The organism is Pseudomonas sp. HY7a-MNA-CIBAN-0227 (assembly GCF_040310325.1).
In the GTDB taxonomy this organism is placed as follows: Bacteria; Pseudomonadota; Gammaproteobacteria; order Pseudomonadales; family Pseudomonadaceae; genus Aquipseudomonas.
Genome location: NZ_JBEOPT010000001.1, coordinates 557499 through 576631, shown reverse-complemented (window position 1 = coordinate 576631; position 19133 = coordinate 557499). Strand labels below are relative to the sequence as shown.

22 protein-coding genes and 1 pseudogene are annotated in these 19133 nt (G+C 61.6%); 13 read left to right on the top strand and 10 right to left on the bottom strand.

The genetic code is table 11. The features are described 5' to 3' along the window. Positions 1 to 54: 54 nt before the first annotated feature. From AAEZ06_RS02720 to AAEZ06_RS02700, 5 genes are all read right to left on the bottom strand, one after another. The gene (locus AAEZ06_RS02720) at positions 55 to 753 is read right to left on the bottom strand and encodes an OmpW/AlkL family protein (protein WP_149413615.1); all 699 of its coding nucleotides are present in this window, start codon (positions 751 to 753) and stop codon (positions 55 to 57) included. Positions 754 to 866: 113 nt separating this feature from the next. Continuing rightward, positions 867 to 1364: a DUF3299 domain-containing protein gene (locus AAEZ06_RS02715; protein ID WP_350612764.1), complete on the bottom strand. Its 498-nt coding sequence runs from the start codon at positions 1362 to 1364 to the stop codon at positions 867 to 869. A gap of 86 nt (positions 1365 to 1450) precedes the next feature. Beyond that, a complete protein-coding gene (locus tag AAEZ06_RS02710; protein ID WP_350612732.1) occupies positions 1451 to 2716 on the bottom strand; it encodes an ABC transporter permease in 1266 nt (421 codons plus the stop codon). A gap of 1 nt (position 2717) precedes the next feature. Continuing rightward, complete coding sequence (locus AAEZ06_RS02705; RefSeq protein ID WP_149413613.1) at positions 2718 to 3428, bottom strand: ABC transporter ATP-binding protein; 711 nt, start codon at positions 3426 to 3428, stop codon at positions 2718 to 2720. A 6-nt stretch (positions 3429 to 3434) separates the two neighbouring features. Next, positions 3435 to 4058 (bottom strand): DUF2796 domain-containing protein, encoded by a 624-nt coding sequence (locus AAEZ06_RS02700; RefSeq protein WP_350612730.1) that lies wholly within the window; start codon positions 4056 to 4058, stop codon positions 3435 to 3437. A gap of 133 nt (positions 4059 to 4191) precedes the next feature. On the opposite strand from AAEZ06_RS02700, the gene AAEZ06_RS02695 reads away from it, so the two are divergent. Then, positions 4192 to 4539, top strand: coding sequence for a hypothetical protein (locus AAEZ06_RS02695; RefSeq protein ID WP_149413611.1), 348 nt, complete (start codon positions 4192 to 4194; stop codon positions 4537 to 4539). A 4-nt stretch (positions 4540 to 4543) separates the two neighbouring features. Here AAEZ06_RS02695 and trxA read toward each other — a convergent pair whose 3' ends face one another. The 3 genes from trxA to AAEZ06_RS02680 are packed head-to-tail and all read right to left on the bottom strand — an operon-like array spanning position 4544 to position 6583. Continuing rightward, a complete protein-coding gene (gene trxA, locus AAEZ06_RS02690) occupies positions 4544 to 5416 on the bottom strand; it encodes a thioredoxin (protein ID WP_149413610.1) in 873 nt (290 codons plus the stop codon). Between the two features lie 34 nt (positions 5417 to 5450). Further along, positions 5451 to 6131 carry a class I SAM-dependent methyltransferase gene (locus AAEZ06_RS02685; RefSeq protein ID WP_149413609.1) on the bottom strand — a complete coding sequence of 227 codons (681 nt, stop codon included), beginning with the start codon at positions 6129 to 6131 and terminating at the stop codon, positions 5451 to 5453. Further along, a complete protein-coding gene (locus AAEZ06_RS02680; RefSeq protein WP_149413608.1) occupies positions 6128 to 6583 on the bottom strand; it encodes a YbaY family lipoprotein in 456 nt (151 codons plus the stop codon). The genes AAEZ06_RS02685 and AAEZ06_RS02680 overlap by 4 nt, the downstream gene beginning before the upstream one ends. A gap of 139 nt (positions 6584 to 6722) precedes the next feature. Between AAEZ06_RS02680 and nrdR the strand changes: the two genes are divergently transcribed. From nrdR to AAEZ06_RS02620, 12 genes and pseudogenes are all read left to right on the top strand, one after another. After that, on the top strand, positions 6723 to 7193 hold the full coding sequence (nrdR, locus tag AAEZ06_RS02675) for a transcriptional regulator NrdR (protein WP_178114500.1): 471 nt from the start codon (positions 6723 to 6725) through the stop codon (positions 7191 to 7193). Beyond that, positions 7190 to 8326, top strand: a complete 1137-nt coding sequence (gene ribD, locus AAEZ06_RS02670; RefSeq protein WP_149413607.1) for a bifunctional diaminohydroxyphosphoribosylaminopyrimidine deaminase/5-amino-6-(5-phosphoribosylamino)uracil reductase RibD — start codon at positions 7190 to 7192, stop codon at positions 8324 to 8326. Before nrdR ends, ribD begins: the two co-directional genes overlap by 4 nt. 34 nt (positions 8327 to 8360) lie before the next feature. Then, positions 8361 to 9023, top strand: a complete 663-nt coding sequence (locus tag AAEZ06_RS02665; protein ID WP_133103446.1) for a riboflavin synthase — start codon at positions 8361 to 8363, stop codon at positions 9021 to 9023. 15 nt (positions 9024 to 9038) lie between these two features. Next, positions 9039 to 10130, top strand: coding sequence for a bifunctional 3,4-dihydroxy-2-butanone-4-phosphate synthase/GTP cyclohydrolase II (gene ribBA / locus AAEZ06_RS02660; RefSeq protein ID WP_149413606.1), 1092 nt, complete (start codon positions 9039 to 9041; stop codon positions 10128 to 10130). 90 nt (positions 10131 to 10220) lie between these two features. Then, a complete protein-coding gene (gene ribH / locus AAEZ06_RS02655; RefSeq protein WP_149413605.1) occupies positions 10221 to 10697 on the top strand; it encodes a 6,7-dimethyl-8-ribityllumazine synthase in 477 nt (158 codons plus the stop codon). After that, the gene (gene nusB, locus AAEZ06_RS02650) at positions 10694 to 11194 is read left to right on the top strand and encodes a transcription antitermination factor NusB (RefSeq protein WP_149413604.1); all 501 of its coding nucleotides are present in this window, start codon (positions 10694 to 10696) and stop codon (positions 11192 to 11194) included. The genes ribH and nusB overlap by 4 nt, the downstream gene beginning before the upstream one ends. Positions 11195 to 11212: 18 nt before the next feature. Further along, a complete protein-coding gene (gene thiL / locus AAEZ06_RS02645) occupies positions 11213 to 12178 on the top strand; it encodes a thiamine-phosphate kinase (RefSeq protein ID WP_350612725.1) in 966 nt (321 codons plus the stop codon). Positions 12179 to 12210: 32 nt separating this feature from the next. Continuing rightward, positions 12211 to 12345 (top strand): annotated as a pseudogene (locus AAEZ06_RS02640) (phosphatidylglycerophosphatase A); the annotation flags it as partial. 93 nt (positions 12346 to 12438) lie between these two features. Then, positions 12439 to 13167: a substrate-binding periplasmic protein gene (locus tag AAEZ06_RS02635; RefSeq protein WP_149413602.1), complete on the top strand. Its 729-nt coding sequence runs from the start codon at positions 12439 to 12441 to the stop codon at positions 13165 to 13167. A 147-nt stretch (positions 13168 to 13314) separates the two neighbouring features. After that, a complete protein-coding gene (ribA, locus tag AAEZ06_RS02630; RefSeq protein WP_149413601.1) occupies positions 13315 to 13932 on the top strand; it encodes a GTP cyclohydrolase II in 618 nt (205 codons plus the stop codon). Continuing rightward, positions 13929 to 14348 (top strand): MFS transporter, encoded by a 420-nt coding sequence (locus AAEZ06_RS02625; RefSeq protein WP_149413600.1) that lies wholly within the window; start codon positions 13929 to 13931, stop codon positions 14346 to 14348. The genes ribA and AAEZ06_RS02625 overlap by 4 nt, the downstream gene beginning before the upstream one ends. Continuing rightward, positions 14348 to 15154 carry a cobalamin-binding protein gene (locus AAEZ06_RS02620; RefSeq protein ID WP_350612722.1) on the top strand — a complete coding sequence of 269 codons (807 nt, stop codon included), beginning with the start codon at positions 14348 to 14350 and terminating at the stop codon, positions 15152 to 15154. The genes AAEZ06_RS02625 and AAEZ06_RS02620 overlap by 1 nt, the downstream gene beginning before the upstream one ends. Here AAEZ06_RS02620 and AAEZ06_RS02615 read toward each other — a convergent pair. Next, positions 15151 to 17073, bottom strand: a complete 1923-nt coding sequence (locus AAEZ06_RS02615; RefSeq protein ID WP_350612720.1) for a TonB-dependent receptor plug domain-containing protein — start codon at positions 17071 to 17073, stop codon at positions 15151 to 15153. The genes AAEZ06_RS02620 and AAEZ06_RS02615 overlap by 4 nt on opposite strands. Positions 17074 to 17228: 155 nt before the next feature. Continuing rightward, positions 17229 to 19127, bottom strand: coding sequence for a 1-deoxy-D-xylulose-5-phosphate synthase (gene dxs, locus AAEZ06_RS02610; protein ID WP_149413597.1), 1899 nt, complete (start codon positions 19125 to 19127; stop codon positions 17229 to 17231). Between the last annotated feature and the right edge of the window lie 6 nt (positions 19128 to 19133).

Genomic DNA, 19133 nt, shown 5'->3' with positions numbered 1-19133 from the left:
GCATAAAAAAAGGCGCCTGAAACAGGCGCCTTTTTTATGTGTGGCCGCTTGGGCTTAGAACTTGTAGCCAATGCCGACCATGTAAACCATTGGGTCGACATCCACGTTGACCTTGGCGCGAGTGCCGGCAGCCAGAGCGTTGTTGTCGACGGTGGCTTTGGTGCTGATGTCGATGTAGCGCACCTGGCCGTTGATCATCCACTTGTCGTTGATCATGTAGTCGGCGCCGATCTGCGCGGCCCAGCCCCAGGAGTTTTCGGCCTTGAAGTTGCTGAAGCCGGCATCGCTGGCGCGCCCGCCGACGTGTTCGTCGTAGATCCAGGTGTAGTTGATACCGGCACCGACATACGGTTGGAACGCCGACTTGCTGTCCAGCGGGTAGTACACAACGCTCAGGGTCGGTGGCAGGTGTTTCAGGCTGCCGAGCTTGCCGTTGGCGGCGCCCAGGGCGGTGTTCTTGATCTTCACGTCATGTTCGAACGGCGTGGCCGCCAGCAGCTCGATACCGATGTGGTTGGTTATCATGTAAGCGAAGTTCAAACCCAGTTGGGTGTCACTGCTCATGGTCGCCTTGCCGCCCAGGTTGGCACCGGCCAACGGGCCCTGATCAACCTTTACACTGCCGCTGTCGGCCTTTGGGTTGACAGTGATGGCACCGGCGCGAATGAGGATGTCACCCGCTTCGTGTGCGTGGGCGAGTGGTGCGGCGAGTGCAAGCGCGAAGAGGGAAGCGCTGAGCAGGGACTTGTGCATGAGAGGCTCCAAAGGACATTTTTTAGTTGGCTGTGTCCAATGGTAAAGATCGCACCGCTCGAGCCTTTGACTCAGCTCAATGAAACGGCTCTCACAGAGCGCCTACAAAACAGCTATTGCGGCAACTCATACACATAAATCTTCTCGGCATCCATCTGATAGCCCGCATCCGCCAGCTCACTGGTGGACGGCTTGACCTGCATCTGGCCCTCGATCCAGTACGGCTGGTACAACTCTTCCAGTTTCACGCCTATCTCGCTTTTAACGTGGACGATCTGGTTTGACGGCGGTGGCGGCACATGGATGCAGGCACCGAAGTACGGCACCAGCAGAAACTCAATGGTCCGACCTTCCTCGTTGACTTCCAGCGGCACGATATAGCCCGGTAGGCGGATGTGCTGGCCGTCGAGCTTCTGCACCACCGGCGCATCGGGCAAGTCCTGCCTGGCCGCCGGTGCTGCCTGCGCCGATAGCGCATCGGCCATGTTCGACAGGTTGTGCAGCGGTTTCATGTTGGGAATTTCCGGCGGCGCGTCCGGTGGAATCATTTCCTGCCACGACAGATCCTTGGGCTCGGCGGCCCAGGAGGGCAGGGCCACCAGCAATAACATAAGGGCAGCGGCAAGTTGCAAGCCACAAGCTGCAAGTGAACGCCGATTGGTTTGTAATTTGAGGCTTGAAGCTCGCAGCTTGCAGCTCATAAGCGTACCGCCAGGCCATCGGCCAGTGATTGTCGATAGGCGCGCCACGCCGGCACGCTGCCCATCAGCAGCGCCGCGACGAGAATACCGCCCAACAGGGTCCACTCATATTGGCTTGGCCAGGACAGCGGCAGATCCAAACCGTAGTTGGCCTGCAGATACCCGCGTGAGGCGGCGATGCACACATACAGCAGCGCCGTGCCTGCGACCACTCCGGACAATGCCAGGGCGAATGCTTCGAAAATCAGCAGCGTCGCAATGTGCCAGGGCCGCGCGCCCACCGAACGCAGGATCGCCATTTCCCGGCGGCGCTCGTTGAGGCTGGTGAGGATCGCCGTGAGCATGCCGATCAAGCCGGTCAGCACCACGAACAGCGAAATCACGAACAGCGCCTTTTCGGCGGTGCCCATCATGCTCCAGAGTTCTTGCAAGGCCACACCCGGCAGAATCGCCAGCATCGGTTCACCACGGAATTCGTTGATCTGCCGTTGCAGGGCAAATGTGGAGATCTTGTTGTTCAGGCCCAGCATGAACGCGGTGATGGCCTGGGGCGAGAGGTCCATGTTGCGCGCCTGATCGGCGCTGATCCGGCCTTTTCCTTGGGCGGGCACGCCGTTGTGCCAATCGACATGGATCGCCTCCATGCCGCCGAGGCTGATGTGCAGCGTGCGGTCCACCGGGGTGCCGGTGCGCTTGAGAATTCCGACGACGGTAAACGGCTTGTCATCGTGCTTGACCAGGCTGACCACCGCCACGCCGTGGGCCAGCACTAGCTTGTCGCCGAGTTTGTAATGCAGCGCAGCGGCCACCTCGGCGCCGAGCACCACTTCGAAAGGGTCGGTGGCGAAGGCGCGACCGCTGGCCAGTTCCAGGTTCTGTTTGCGGCCGTATTGATAGTGTTCGAAATAGGTTTCGTTGGTGCCCATCACCCGGTAGCCGCGATGAGAGTCACCGAGGGAGATCGGGATCGCCCATTTCACCTGGGGGCTGGCGGCGAAGTGCTCGAAGCTGTCCCAGCGGATGTTGTTGGTGGCATTACCGATGCGAAACACCGAATACAGCAGCAGGTTGACCGAGCCGGAACGGGCGCCGACGATCAGGTCGGTACCGCTGATGGTGCTGGCAAAGCTGGCGCGGGCTTCGATGCGCACCCGTTCCACCGCTAACAACAGGCACACGGAAAGGGCGATGGCAAAGGCGGTGAGGATCGCGGTAAAGCGGCGGTTAGCCAGGCTGGCCATGGCTAGACGAAACAAATACATCTCAAACCTCTGCGGGCGTGGCGGCGCGATTGAGTTCGGCCAGCGACAGGTTGCGGTCGAATAGCGGCGCCAGGCTCTGGTCATGGCTGACGAACAACAGGCTGGCGCCTGCTTCGCGGCATTCGGCGAACAACAGCCGGATGAAAGCTTCCCGGGCGTCGTAGTCCAGTGCTGATGTGGGTTCGTCGGCGATCACCAGTTCCGGCTGGCCGATCAGCGCGCGGGCGGCGGCCACCCGTTGTTGCTGGCCGATGGACAGGGAGTCGGCGCGGCGCTCCAGCAAGTCCTTGTCCTTTAAACCCAAGTGGGCGAGCAGGGTAGTGGCGGCCTGGTCGACACTGCCGTGGCGCTGCACTGCCCGTTGGGCACGCAGTTTGGAGAAGTGGCAAGGCAGTTCAACGTTCTCGCGCACCGAAAGAAACGGCAGCAGGTTGAACTGCTGGAAAATGTAGCCGGTGTGATTGACGCGAAAGCGGTCACGGGCACCGGCCGACAGCTCGGTCAGTTCCTGGCCCAGCAGGCGAATGCTGCCGCGACTGGGCTTTTGCACGCCGCCCAACAGGCCCAGCAGCGTGGTCTTGCCGCTGCCGCTGGGGCCCTTGAGGAACAGGGTTTCGCCGGGTTCCAGGCGAAACGCCGGGATGTCCAGCAACGGTGGGTGACCGGGCCAGTTAAAGCCCAGGTCAGTCAGTTCGATAAGTGCTTGGGTCATGTGAACTCAGAATCTCAAGGTGGCTGCTGCGGCTGTCGCTTCAACACCTTGCTGGCCGCCCGGGCCAATGAGTTGTACCTGAATTTTCTGGGTGGAGGGGAAGGTCTTGAAGATCTGCGTCAGGTCGAGGTTCTTCAGTGCGGTCGGCGTGGCGCAGGTGAACTGGTAGTGGGCGTGGATTTCGCTGTGGTCATGATGATGCTCGTGGGCGGCAGCGCCTTTGCCGTCGGTGGCGTGGCTGTCATCGTCGTCATCATGATCGGCTTCGGGCTTGTCGCCGAACAGTGGGCTGTTCAGTTCCTGGGTGCTGACCACACAACCGGCGCCCTTTGGCAGGCTGAACAGTACCAGCGGCTGTTCCAACTGTTTGCGGGCGGCGGCGACCTTGGCCTTGTCGGCATCGGTGGTGGCCAGGTGTTCGAAACCCACCAGATTCATCGCCGGGCTTTCCAGCTCCAGCTCCAGGGATTGACCGTCGAGCACCGCGTTGAGGCGGCCGACGCCATGCTCGTGGGCGCCAAGGCTGCCGTGTTCATGGTCATGTTCTTGGGTATGGGCGTGCTCGTCAGCGGCCTGGGCGATGGTCAGTGGCAACAGGGTAAACGGCAAAGCGAGCAACAGGCGGCGCATGGCGAACTCCGGGGCAAGATGAATATTTTGTTATGTGATCTTATAACAATGGCGCCGGGAGTTTGACCGCCCGCTTGGCGTTGCGCAAGACGCATGGGAGCATGCTGGTCGGAAAAGTGCGGGAGTGAGAGCAATGTTGCGAATTCGTGGAACCATCGGCGACCTGCCGGTTGACCTGACACTGGAGATGGATGACGGCGATTGGGCGCAACTGGGCGCGCAATTGCAGACGGTCAAACCGTCGAGTGCCGAACCTGTTGCTCCGGCGGCGGCCGTCAATCAGGACGACACGCTGTGGCAGAGCGCCCAGGACCTGCTGCGCAAGGCCGGGCAGATGAGTGGCCTTGAGTTGGCGGATCAGCTTGAAGGATTGGCCGGCAGCGCCTCGGCGGGCAAGCGCCTGTTGGTGCGCCTGCGCCATTGCGCCAAGGTCAAGGTGAGCAGCGGCGGCGATACGCCGCTGTACAGTTGGGTCGAATAACCGATCAATACAACGCGGTGTACAACTTGCGCCGATAGACCGTGACCAGCGGGTGATCACTGCCCAGCAACTCAAACACCTGCAGTAGGGTTTTGTGGGGCAGGCCTTCGCTGTAGCTGCGATTACGGATAAACAGCTTGAGCAAGCCATCCAGCGCGGCATCGTATTGCTGGCGAGCCAGTTGCTGTACGGCCAGTTGATAGACCGCTTCGTCATCCTGAGGGTTTTGCGCCAGGCGGGCTTTCAGTTCGGCGGCGTCCGGTAGGTCAGCGGCCTGGCGCAGGAAGGTGATTTGCGCTTTGGCGCCGGCCAGTGCGGCCTTGTGATCGTCGCTTTTTACTGCGTCGAGCACGGTCTGCGCTTCGCCCAGTTCACCGCGTTCGGCGAGGCAGCGCGCGTAGAGAATCAGCGCGGCGGCGTTGGTGTTGTCTTCGCCCAGCAAAGTGACCAGCACCGCTTCGGCATCGCTGATGCGACCTTCGGCAAACAGCGCCTCGGCCTGCACCAGCGGATCAGCCGCGGCGGGGGGCGGCATTTGCACATGCGGCTCAAGCATCGCTCGCACCGCTGACTCCGGCTGCGCTCCGGAGAAACCATCCACCGGCTGGCCGTCCTTGAACAACACCACCGTTGGCAGGCTGCGAATGCCAAAGCGTGAGACCACGTCTGGCTCGGCATCGCAATCAACCTTGGCCAGCAGCAACTCGCCCTGATAACTCTCGGTAACCTGCGCCAGCATCGGCATCAACGCCTTGCACGGCGCGCACCACTCGGCCCAGAAGTCCACCAGCACGGGTTTGTGGAACGAGTTCTCGATCACCGCCTGGTCGAAAGTGGCAGTGGTGGCGTCGAAGATGTACGGGGTGGGCTCACTCATGGGGTATCTCGAACAAAGCGTGGGATGGGGGCAACTATAAGGGCTGGCGGGATTGGCTGGAAGCGCGCCGCGAATGGTACAGGCTCACCTTGCGAAACTCCCAAGGCTCGGCCAGGTCGGGCAAGGTCAGGGCATCCAGGATTTCCAGGCGCTGATAATCCGGGTGCTGGAAGTCGCGAACCCGTGAGTCCGCCACCAATGCCTCCCGGCCGCGGGTGAGGAATTGATCCAGCAGCGGCAAGTTCGCCCGGTCATACAACACATCCGCCACCAGGATCAGATCAAAACGATCCGCCTCGGCGAAAAAGTCTGCTGAATAACCCAGCGTAACGCCATTGAGTTCGGCATTTGCCCGGCACGCCGCCAGGGCCAGTGGGTCGAGATCGCAGGCCAGCACTTCCAGCGCCCCAGCTTTGGCGGCAGCAATTGCGGCCACCCCTGAACCAGCGCCAAAATCCAGCACCCGCTTGCCTGCGACCCATCCAGGATTGGCTGCGAGATACCGTGCCAGCGCCAAACCGCTGGCCCAGCAAAAACTCCAGTACGGCGGTTCATGGAGGATGCGCTGGGTTTCTTCCGGGCTGAAGGCGCGCTCCATGTTGTCAGCGTCCAGCAGCCACAGTGACAGCTCGGTGCCTGGCAGCGGGGAGGGCACCAGTTGCGCATCGCCAATCAGCTCACTCAAGGCCCGCTGCAGGTCCAGCGGTGGTCTCATGGCGCCTTGACGAGTTGCAGGGGGCCAGTGGTCTGGGTGATCGCTTGTTCGATGCGCACCGCAGGCAAGTGCAGGATCAATTGGCCGGACTGGCTGGCGCGACCGCGCAATTCAACGCGCGCCCCGGCTGGGAATGCCTGGGGGTTGAAGCGCAAGCGGAACGCCAACGGCTTGTTGTTACCGATCAATATGCTGCTGGCCAACAATTGCTGTGGGCGGCTGCGGTCATCGATCACCAGCAGCGCCAACTCGACTTCAGCACCAGCCGGCACGCCATTGAGGGTGCCGCTCACTTCACGCTGATAGGCCGGCAGCGGGCCGAGCTCTTCCACACCGGGGATCTTTTTCTGTTGTTGTGGCGTCGGTTGCGGGGCGGCCGGTTTTGGCGCTTCGCTGCTGCAGGCCACCAGGAAACTGAACAAAGTGAGCAAAACGAGTGGTCGTAGAGGCATGTACGGCTCCAAAAAAGGCGAAAATCCGTGATTTAAAGATAAGAAACATAATAGTCAGCCTATATACCGTAAAGGCTATGGCTTGTCTTGCCACGGGGATGCGCTACCATGGCCCTCCCATTTTTTGTTGCCTGCCACCATGCACTGTCCCTTCTGCGGTGCCAACGACACCAAGGTCATTGACTCGCGTCTGGTCGCCGAGGGCGAACAGGTGCGTCGCCGGCGTGAATGCCTGGCCTCTGGCTGCGGTGAACGTTTCACCACTTTCGAAACCGCCGAACTGGTATTGCCACGTCTGATCAAGACCGACGGCAGCCGCCAGCCCTTCGACGAAGAAAAACTGCGCGCTGGTATGCAGCGCGCCCTGGAAAAACGCCCGGTGAGTGTCGAACGGCTGGAAGCTGCGCTGGCGCATATCAAGCACAAGCTGCGGGCGACCGGCGAGCGCGAGGTCAAGTCCCTGGTGGTTGGAGAACTGGTGATGGGCGAGCTGCAAAAGCTCGACGAAGTTGCCTACATCCGTTTCGCTTCGGTGTATCGACGCTTCCAGGACCTCAATGAGTTCCGCGAAGAGATCGACCGCCTGGCCCGTGAGCCGATCAAAGAATGAACCCACCGTCAGTAGAGCAAACCATCCTCGACGCCCATTACATGGCTCGCGCCGTGGAACTGGCACGCAAAGGCCTGTACACCACCCATCCCAACCCCCGGGTCGGGTGCGTGATTGTCCGTGATGGGCAGGTGGTCGGCGAAGGCTGGCACGTGCGCACAGGCGAACCCCATGCCGAAGTCCACGCCCTGCGCGCAGCCGGCACTCAGGCGCGGGGCGCCACCGTCTATGTGACGCTGGAGCCTTGTAGTCATCACGGCCATACGCCGCCCTGCGCCGATGCGTTGATCAACGCCGGCGTAGGCCGGGTGGTCGCCGCCATGCAGGACCCCAACCCCGAAGTCGCCGGCCGTGGCCTGCAGCGCCTGGCCCAGGCCGGGATCGCGGTTCACTGCGGTGTGCTTGAAGCGGATGCGCGGGCCCTCAATCAGGGGTTCCTCAAGCGCATGGAGCACGGTTTGCCATTCGTGCGAGTCAAGCTGGCGATGAGCCTGGATGGGCGCACGGCGATGGCCAGCGGCGAAAGCCAATGGATCACCGGGCCGGCGGCGCGCGCCAATGTGCAGCGGTTACGTGCCCAGGCCAGTGTGGTGCTGACCGGCGCCGACACGGTGCTGGCCGACGGCGCGCGCCTGACCGTGCGCGCTGCCGAGCTGGGCCTGGATAAAGAAACCACCGCCCTGGCCATGTCTCGGCCGCCGCTGCGGGTGTTGATCGACGGTCGCCTGCGGGTGCCGCTGGATGCGCCGTTCTTTAAGGCTGGCCCGGCGCTGGTCATCACTTGCGTGACGCCGGAAAACCAGTACCCCACCGGCCCCGAGTGCCTGGTAGTGCCGGGTGTCGAAGGTCAGGTCGACCTGCGTTCGGCGCTGGTGGCGCTGGCGGCCCGTGGCGTCAACGAGGTGCTGGTGGAAGCCGGCCCGAGCCTGGCCGGTGCCTTCGCCCAGCAGGGCTTGGTGGACGAGTACGTGATTTTCGTCGCCGGCAAGTTCCTCGGTTCAGCCGCCCGGCCGTTGCTGGACTGGCCTCTGGCGAAGCTGGCCGACGCACCCCAACTCAAGATCATTGAAATGCGTGCTGTAGGCGACGACTGGCGAGTCACTGCCATTCCCGTCCCCCCAGCAAGCGTATAATTCCCGGCCTGCGCCAAGCCCCCAGGAGGACTCCATGTTTACCGGCATTATCGAATCCATCGGCAGCATCCGTGCACTGACCCCAAAAGGCGGTGACGTGCGGGTGCTGGTTGAAACCGGCAAGCTCGACCTGAGCGACGTCAAGCTGGGCGACAGCATCGCCGTCAATGGCGTGTGCCTGACCGCCGTCGAGTTGCCTGGCAATGGCTTTGCCGCCGACGTCAGCCGGGAAACCCTGGACTGCACCGCGATGAACGACCTCAAGGCCGGCAGCCCGGTCAACCTGGAAAAAGCCCTGACCCCGACCACTCGCCTGGGTGGGCATCTGGTCAGCGGTCACGTCGACGGCGTCGGCGAAGTGGTAGCGCGCAGCGAAAATGCCCGCGCCGTGGAGTTCCGCATCCGCGCGCCCAAAGAGCTGGCCAAGTACATCGCCCATAAAGGCTCGATTACCGTCGACGGCACCAGCCTCACCGTGAACGCCGTCAATGGCGCTGAATTTGAACTGACCATCATTCCCCACACCCTGAGCGAAACCATCATGGCGTCGTACCAGCCAGGTCGCCGGGTGAACCTGGAAGTCGACTTGCTTGCCCGTTACCTGGAACGCCTGTTGTTGGGCGACAAGGCCGCAGAGCCTGCTGCAGGGAACATCACCGAAAGTTTTCTAGCCGCCAATGGCTATCTCAAATCCTGACCAAGGGGGTGCCACGTGGCGCTCAATAGCATCGAAGAACTGGTTGAAGACATCCGCCAAGGCAAGATGGTCATCCTCATGGATGACGAAGACCGTGAGAACGAAGGAGACCTGATCATGGCCGCCGAACTGTGCCGGCCTGAACACATCAACTTCATGGCCAAGCACGCCCGTGGTCTGATCTGCATGCCCATGAGCCGCGAACGCTGCGAACTGCTCAAGCTGCCGCTGATGGCGCCGCGCAATGGTTCGGGTTTTGGCACCAAGTTCACTGTGTCGATTGAAGCGACCACCGGCGTGACCACCGGCATCTCCGCCGCTGACCGCGCCCGCACCGTGCAAGCGGCTGCTGCAAAAGACGCCAAGGCCGAAGACATCGTCAGCCCCGGCCATATCTTCCCGCTGATGGCCCAGCCCGGCGGTACCCTGGCCCGTGCCGGCCATACCGAGGCTGCTTGCGACCTGGCGCGCATGGCCGGTTTCGAACCGAGCGGGGTGATCTGCGAAGTAATGAACGACGACGGCACCATGGCCCGTCGCCCAGAACTGGAAGTTTTTGCCGCCGAACACGGCATCAAGATCGGTACTATCGCCGACCTGATTCACTATCGGATGATCCACGAACGTACCGTTCAGCGGATTACCGAGCAGCCTCTGGACAGCGAGTTGGGCCAGTTCAATCTGGTGACCTATCGTGACTCGGTGGAAGGCGACGTGCACATGGCCCTGACCCTGGGCAACATCTGCGCTGAAAATCCGACCCTGGTTCGCGTGCACAACATGGACCCGCTGCGGGACCTGTTGATGGTCAAGCAGCCGGGCCGCTGGAGCCTGCGGGCCGCGATGGCTGCGGTGTCCGAGGCCGGTAGCGGTGTGGTGTTGCTGCTTGGCAACCCGGTGGATGGTGACGTGTTGCTGACGAATATTCGCGAAACCGCCGAGCAAACCCCGGTCAAAACGCCGACCACCTACAGCATCGTCGGTGCCGGTTCGCAGATTTTGCGTGATCTGGGCGTGCGCAAAATGCGCCTGATGAGTGCGCCAATGAAATTTAATGCGATATCCGGTTTCGACCTGGAAGTTGTAGAATACGTGCCCTCCGAATAAAGGCTGGCGTTTTTCGCCCCTTGTTCGCGGTTCAAATATCACTGAGGGGCGCGTAATGAACGCGTCCCGGCTCTTTAAGAGATTTGTCGAATGACCCTGAAGACCATCGAAGGTACCTTCATCGCCCCCCAAGGCCGCTATGCTCTGGTGGTTGGCCGCTTCAACAGCTTCGTCGTTGAAAGCCTGGTAAGCGGTGCCGTGGATGCCCTGGTTCGCCACGGTGTGAGCGAAAGCAACATCACTATTATCCGCGCCCCTGGCGCCTTCGAGATTCCACTGGTTGCGCAGAAAGTTGCCCAACAAGGCGAATACGCGGCGATCATCGCCTTGGGCGCGGTCATTCGTGGCGGTACTCCACACTTCGAATATGTGGCTGGCGAATGCACCAAGGGCTTGTCCCAAGTGTCCATGGAGTTCGGCGTTCCCGTCGCGTTTGGCGTGCTGACCGTTGATTCCATCGAGCAAGCCATCGAACGTTCCGGTACCAAGGCCGGTAACAAAGGTGCCGAAGCTGCCCTGTCTGCCCTGGAAATGGTTAGCCTGCTGGCACAGTTGGAGGCCAAGTGATTAGCGACGAAAGCGATCGTTTCAACCCCCGTGACCCGCGCCCTGCGGACGCCGGCAAACCTTCCAAGAGCGTCAAGCGTCGGGAGGCCCGTCAGCTCGCGACCCAGGCGCTGTACCAGCGGCATATGGCCAAGCAATCACTGAACGAAATCGAAGCGCAGTTTCGCGTCGACAACGATTTCAGTGATGTCGATGCCAGCTACTTCCACGACATCCTGCACGGTGTCCCGGCCAACCTGACCGAAATCGACGCTGCGCTCACGCCGTGCCTGGACCTGACCATCGACGAGCTGGACCCGGTTGAACTGTGCGTACTGCGCCTGTCCACCTGGGAACTGCTCAAGCGCGTCGACGTACCGTACCGCGTGGTGATCAACGAAGGGATCGAACTGGCGAAAGTCTACGGTTCCACCGACGGCCACAAGTTCGTCAACGGCGTGCTCGACAAGCTGGCTCCGCGCCTGCGTGAAGCCGAAGTGAAGGCGTTCAAGCGCTAATCAGCGCTTGCTTGCGCCATGGGCGAGTTCGAACTGATCCGTAAGTTCTTTGCCGCCGCGCCCTGTGCGCAAGGCGGTGAGGGCATTGCCCTGGGGATCGGCGACGACTGCGCCTTGCTGGCGGTTCCCCCAGGGGAACAGCTGGCGATTTCCACCGATACCCTGGTGGCCGGCGTGCATTTTGCCGACCCCTGCGATCCGTTCCTGCTCGGCCAGCGCTCGCTGGCCGTGGCGGTAAGCGATCTGGCGGCCATGGGCGCCAACCCCCTTGCGTTTACCCTTGCCCTGACTACCCCGACGGTGGATGCCGATTGGTTGCAACGCTATGCCCAGGGTTTGAACGTCATGGCTCAACGCTGTGGCGTGGGCCTGGTGGGCGGTGATACCACCCGTGGCCCGTTGAGCCTGACCCTGACCGTCTTTGGTCGGGTGCCGGCAGGCCTGGCCTTGACCCGCAGCGGTGCACAACCCGGTGATTTGTTGTGTGTGGGAGGAGCGCTGGGCAATGCTGCCGGTGCCTTGCCGCTGGTGTTGGGCCAACGCACTGCGCCTGCGGCCATCGCTGAACCGCTGCTGGCCCATTACTGGTCGCCTCAGCCCCAGTTGGTGCTGGGCCTGGCCTTGCGGGGCAAGGCTACGTCCGCCATGGATATTTCCGACGGCCTTTTAGCCGATTGTGGGCATATCGCCAAGGCTTCAGCTGTCAGTTTGTTGATCGAGCGGCAAACGCTGCCGTTGTCGGAGGCCCTGCTGGCGTTTCTCGGCGACGATGAGGCCCGATCCGCCGCTTTGAGCGGTGGCGACGACTATGTATTGGCGTTCACTTTGCCGTCTGTCGAGCTGGCGCCATTGCTGGCCGCCGGCTGGCCGATCCATGTGATTGGTCGGGTGGCGCAGGGGCAGGGCGTGGTTCTGCTGGACGCCACGGGGCAGGACATCACTCCGGTGATCCGGGGCTATCAACACTTTCGGGATGCTCCGTGACAGATCACCCCTGACAGCTCCCGGCTGAGTTTGTGCCGCCATCGGTGGGGTGCAATCCCTGGCGTTTCCTCGCGTTCGGCTTTGGTTTTGGCGCGTTGCCCAAGGCGTCGAGATCCTGGGGCTCGCTGGTTGCGCTACCCTTTACCCCGTTGTGGCAGATTTTGCCAGGCTGAGGCTATCGGCGGGCGTATTTGCCTGGCTGGCGATGCAGGGGGTGGTGTGGTGTTTGACGTGAGCTGATTTTATTAGAGGTCGTCACTATGGATGGTCGCCGCAGGCTCTTGGTACTGCTGTGTGCATTAGTGTTTTCGGTACGGGCGGATGATATTCCGACGGTTCCCGATCAGATTAACCTCGCCAGTGAAGCCTGGAAAAGCTACACCAACGAAGACGGCAGTGGCCTGGCCTGGGACGTGTTGCGACAGGTTTTCGAGCCGGTTGGGGTCAAGGTCAAAACCCGCAGCGTGCCTTACACCCGCTCGGTTGGCCTGGCCCAGCGCGGCGAGGTCGATGCCTATGTCGGCGCCTACCGTGATGAAACCGAGAGCGTGCGGTACGCGCGCTGGCACTACGACTCCGATCATATCTATGCACTGGGGCTGGCAAGCACAGCGGCGCCGACCCTGGCCACGCTGGGCAACTACCGCCTGGCCTGGGTGCGTGGCTACAAGTACGACACCTACTTGCCCAATATCCACACCTTCAATCAGATTGAGCGCCGCGACGGCATCCTGCCTATGCTGCTGCACAAGCGCGCCGACCTCTACATCGACGCCCTGACCGAGGCACGCTACACCCTGGATCAAGCGCCGGACCCTTTGCTATTCAAGCTCACCCATCTTGTCGAACTGCCGCTGTTCCTGGGCTTTACCGACAACGAGCGGGGTCGGGCACTGATGGCGCTGTTTGATCAGCGCATGGACGTTTTGGTGAAAAACGGTGAGCTGAAGCCAATTTTCGAGCGCTGGCACCAGCCGTATCCTTTTTGACCGGCTCCTACAGTAGAGGTGGCCCATAGAACCAAGGCAAAGGCCAATCGAACCGATTGATCTTTATCAGCGATAATTCAGCTTAAGCGTCTGTAGGAACGTGCTGTTACAATGCCGCCTCGTGTAATTTGAAATCAGGAGCACACGGTGCCCGTCGTTTTCGTCGCTGCTTCCAAGCTGCCTACCACTTTTGCCCAATTCACCATGCATGGCTTTCTTGAGCAAGCCAGTGGGCGCGAACATGTCGTGCTTAGCCTGGGTGATGTGGCTGACGGCGCGCCGGTTCTCGGCCGCTTGCACTCCGAATGCCTGACCGGCGACGCCCTGTTCAGCCAGCGTTGCGACTGCGGTTCGCAACTGGAAGCCGCGATGCAGGCCATCGCTCGCGAAGGCCGCGGCGTGTTGTTGTACTTGCGCCAGGAAGGTCGTGGCATTGGCCTGCTGAACAAGATCCGTGCCTACGAACTGCAAGACGGCGGCGCCGATACCGTGGAAGCCAATGAGCGCCTGGGTTTCGCTGCCGACCAGCGTGACTACGCCATGTGCCTGCCGATGCTGGAGCACTTGGGCATCAAGTCCCTGCGTCTGATGACCAACAATCCGCGCAAGGTCAAGGCCTTGGTCGACATGGGCATCACCGTCGCCGAGCGCGTGCCGCTGCACACCGGCCACAACCCGCACAACAAGCTTTATCTGGCCACCAAGGCCAGCAAGCTCGACCACATGATGGGCAACGAGCATCAGAGCGAGGCTGACCGGGCGTGACCCGTGGTCAGGTCAAGCGGCGACTGTCGTTCAACTGGTGGCAATACCTGGCCCTGGCGCTGCTGCCGTTGTTCGTGATCAATCTGGTGTTTGGCAAGGCCGAGCCGCTGTTGCCGGTGTTGGCCATGCCGTTTTTTATCGCTGGCACCGCCTCGATGTTTGCCAGCCTGCGTTACTTCCATGGCTACAAACACGCCCTGATCGCCACCGGCAAAGCCCTCGATACCCCTGAAGAATCCGCTGCCTGGATCACCCTTGCGGCCCGGCGGCGCCTGGCGCTGCTGGCGGCTTCCTTGCCAGCCTGGATCGGCGCACTGGCGGTGTTTGTCGGCCTGGAAGCGGTGCCGCTGTTTCTGCTGGCGTTGTCGACGATGGTGCTGTTCTACCTCTACCGTATTCCGCGTCAACTGGGCTGATGCGCGCCTGGTTGGCGGTTTTGCTGCTGCTCGCCAGTGTCCAGGCGATGGCGATGGCGGTAGAGCGGGTGGTCAGCCTCGCACCCTCCTTATCTGAAATCGTCGTTGAGCTGGGCGCTGTCGATTTGCTGGTGGGCGTGCTCGACGGCGGTGAGCGGCCAGTGCCATTGGCGAACGTGGCGTCGGTGGGGCGTTACGGCCAGTTGGACATGGAGCAATTGCTCAGCCTCAAACCGGATTTGATATTGCTGTGGCCCGGCAGCATCGGCCCGGCCCAGCGCGAACAGCTCAAACGCCTGAATATCCCGACCTACGTGGCCGAACCCCATAGCCTTGAACAACTGACCAGTCAGGTCGAAGCCATTGCCCTGCAATTGGATCGGCCCGAGCGTGGCCGCCAGTTGGCCATGCAGCTGCGTCAGCGCTTGACCGAGTTGCGCCAGCGCTATCACCGGGCCGAGCCGTTGCGGGTGTTTTATCAGGTGTGGAATCAACCGTTGTACACCGTGGGCGGCGGGCAGATCATCAGTGATGCGCTGACTGTGTGCGGGGCGCGTAATGTGTTCGATGACCTGAAACTGCCGGCGCCCCAAGTCAGTGTCGAGTCGGTGCTGCAGCGCAATCCCGAGGTGATTCTGGCGGGTGACCAAACCCAGCTGGATACCTGGAAGGCCTGGCCCCAGGTGGCGGCGGTGGCCCAGGGGCGCTTGCTGGTGGTGCCGGACAAAGGCCTGGAGCGGCCCAGTGGGCAGATGTTGGAGGCGGTGGCGCGGTTATGTCAGGTGGTTGCAGCCAGCACCCACTAGATCTCTGGCGTCCACGTCACTCCAACCATCCAGGTCCGACCTTCTTCCCGATAGTCATGGTTGTTCTCGAAGTGCGGCTCTTCATAGCTGTAGCGCGCCCGGGCGTAAGTCTTGTCCAGCAGATTGTCGAGCTTCACTGACAGCAACACTTCCCGGTTCAGTGCCCAGCTGCTGCGCAGTCCGAGCAGCGCATAACCGCCGAGACGGTTTTTGTTCTTTTCATCGTCATAACTGCCACTGACCGCTTGCCAACTGGCGCCGACGCCCAAGCGGTCGAATTGCCGATCCAGGTCCAGGCTCAAGGTCCGGCGGGCGCGACGGGCCAGGGTGTGGCCGCTGTCGCGATCCCGTGGATCAATAATCGCCAGCCCCAGATTGGCCTGCCAGCCGAACAGCTCTTGCTTCAGGGCGGCTTCGAAGCCGTTGATGCGTGCCGAGGCGACGTTGTATGGCACGTAGTAACTTTCTTGGCGGGCGACAATCGCGTCCTTGAGGTCGGTGCGGTACAGCGAGGTTTCCAGTCGTGTGCTGTCAGTCAGCTGGCTGCGCCATTGCACCTCGTAGCTTTTCGAGTGTTCGGGCTTGAGGTCCGGGTTGCTGCTGCCGGGGTAATACAGGTCGTTGAAGGTCGGCGCTCGGAAGCCTTCGCTATAGGACAGCAGTATCACGTTATCGGGGTTGAGCGGCAGGGTGAAGGTGCCGCTCCAAGTGTTCTGACTGCCGTATTGCTGGTTGTCGTCGTGGCGCAGACCCAGTTCGGTGGAGAAAGCATCCGACTGGAAGCGATGCTGAATAAAGGCTGCGCGATTCCAGCGACTGGTTTCATCCAGGCCGCGACGCTGGGAGAAGTAATCAAAGTCGCTGCGAACCCTGTCTTCGGACCAATCGCCGCCGAGGATCAGGCTGTTCTGGTCGTTGAGAGTCAGGTCGTTCTGCCAGTTGATCGAGTCGCGGTAGGTGTTGAACACAGTGAAGTCATCACTGAGCTTGTCGCGTTTGGTGTCGCGGTTCTCGCTGTGGCCCAGTTCTACGCGGCTTTGCCAGCGGTCGTTGAGCCTGGCGTCGATGTAGCTACTGACGCTGCTCACTGTGTAATCGGTGTAGGGCTGCTGGCCGACGCTTTTCAACAGGCTATCGTCCCAACGTCCGTCCGGGTTGTCGTACTCTGACTTGCCCCGACCATCCAACAGGTTGAAGCCCACCTCAACGTCGTCGGTCAGCGCGTGGCTGAGATTCAGGCTCAAGGATTTGTTGCGGTAGGCATCGTGATCGTTATCGGCGGCAAGTGACTCACGCGTCGAGTTGATCCCTTGAGTCTCATCCAGGCTGGCACCGAGATTAAAGCGGGTGCGCTCATCACCTCCGGACAGCCCAAGGCTGCGCTCCCAGGTCTTGTTGCTGCCAAACCCCATATGCAAGCGTGGATGCACACCGGGTTGCGCATTACGCCGAGTGAATATCTGAATCACCCCGCCAATGGCATCGCTGCCATAAATCACTGAACGCGAACCGCGCAGCACTTCCACCCGCTCTATCTGGTCGATGCTCAGGTATTGCAGACCGCTGTCGCCGGAGGTGGCGTTGGCGATGCGCTGGCCGTCCACCAACACCAGACTTTGCGCAGCCTTGGTACCGCGAATAAAAATTCCCGGCAGGCTGCCACGGCCACCCGTTTGCGCCACTTGCACCCCAGGCACGCGGCTGAGCAGGTCGGTCACGCTGGAGGGCTGCAGGCGGTCGATGTCGTCGCGGGTGAATACGGTGTTGGCCGCGCTGCTGTCGTTGCGGGCCTGGACCTGGCGGTTGGCGCTGATGACCACGTCAGGAAGTTTCAGGGCCTGGTCGCGCTCAAAGCTGTCGGCGAGCAGGTCGGTGGCGGGCAATAACAGCAGGGGCAGAGCGAAACGAAGGCGGTTCATGGGCTGTCCATAGCTCCCAAGGATTACGCAGAGCTAATGTGGGAGCTGGCTTGCCTGCGATAGCGGTGGTTCAGTTGATGATGGGGCAGCTGACTCACTGCTATCGCAGGCAAGCCAGCTTCCACATTTGATCCGGTTTTAACCGGGGAGTTGGGTCAGAGCCCCAGGAGCGTCATGCGCTGACGAACCGAGGCTTCAATCCCCGCCTCATCCAGCCCACACTCGGCCAGCATCTGCGCCGGCTTGGCGTGTTCGACGTACGCATCCGGCAAGCCCAGGTGTAGCACCGACTTGAGGATGTTCTCCCGCGCCAGGAACTCACTGACTGCTGCACCGGCACCGCCCATGATGGCGTTTTCTTCAATGGTCACCAGCAACTCATGGCTGCCGGCCATTTCGCGCACCAGGGCTTCGTCCAGAGGCTTGACGAAACGCATGTCCACCACGGTGGCGTCGATTTTCTCGGCAACCTTCAGGGCTTCGGCCAGTTGCACACCAAATACCAGCAGAGCAACGTTGCTGCCCTGGCGGCGGACGATGCCCTTGCCGATCTCGATAGGCTCAAGGTCTTTCTCGATCACTGCATTGGGGCCATTGCCGCGCGGATAACGCACGGCAGCCGGGCCGTTGTACAGGTGGCCGGTGCTGAGCATTTTGCGCAGTTCGTTCTCGTCGCTCGGGGTCATCACCAGCATGCCGGGGATGCAGCGCAGGTAAGACAAGTCAAAGCTGCCGGCGTGAGTCGGGCCGTCTTCGCCTACCAGGCCAGCACGGTCGATAGCGAACAGCACGTCGAGGTGCTGCACGGCCACATCATGCACAAGCTGGTCGTAACCGCGCTGTAGGAAGGTGGAGTAGATCGCCACCACCGGCTTGGCGCCTTCGCAGGCCATGCCGGCGGCGAAAGTCACCGCGTGTTGCTCAGCGATGGCGACGTCGAAATAGCGCAGCGGGAAGCGTTCGCTGAACGCCACCAGGTCGGAGCCTTCCTTCATTGCGGGAGTAATGCCCACCAGACGCGGGTCGGCGCAGGCCATGTCGCACAGCCACTCACCGAACACACCAGAGTACTTCGGCCCACTGACTTTCTTCGGCGCAGCGGCCGGCGCGTCCACCGGTTCGAGCTTGGTGATGGCGTGATAACCAATCGGGTCGACTTCTGCCGGGGCGAAGCCTTTGCCTTTTTTGGTGACGATATGCAGGAACTGCGGGCCTTTGAGGTCACGCATGTTGCGCAGGGTGGCGATCAGCGTCGGCAGGTCATGGCCGTCGATCGGGCCAATGTAGTTCCATCCCAGCTCTTCGAACAGGGTGCCCGGTACCAGCATGCCCTTGGCGTACTCTTCGGTGCGGCGGGCGATTTCCCACGCACCAGGCAGGCGCGACAGTACTTTCTTGCTGCCTTCACGCATGCTGGCGTAGGTGCGGCTGGAAAGGATTTTCGCCAGGTAGTTGGACAAGCCACCGACATTGCGCGAGATCGACATGTCGTTGTCGTTGAGGATCACCAACATGTTGGCGTTCACTTCCGGCGCATGGTTCAGCGCTTCGAAGGCCATGCCCGCCGTCAGCGCGCCATCACCGATCACGGCAATCGTTTTGCGCTCGCTATTTTGCAGACGGGAGGCAATCGCCATACCCAGCGCAGCGCTGATCGAGGTGCTGGAGTGGCCGACGCCAAAGGTGTCGTACTCGCTCTCGCTGCGGCGCGGGAAGGCGGCAATGCCGTCCTTCTGGCGCAGGGTGCCCATGCGCTCGCGGCGTCCGGTGAGGATTTTGTGCGGATAGGCCTGATGACCCACGTCCCACACCAGACGGTCGTCCGGGGTGTCAAAGACGTAATGCAGCGCGATGGTCAGCTCGATGACGCCCAGGCCGGCACCGAAGTGCCCACCGGTCTGGCCGACCGTGTAGAGCAACTCCTGGCGCAACTCATCGGCCAGGGTTTCCAGCTCGGCTTCACCCAAACGGCGCAGGCCGACCGGCGTGTCAGCACGGTCGAGCAGGGGCGTGGACGGGCGCTTGCGGGGAATCTCTTGGAACGTCGTGGGCATCAGGCG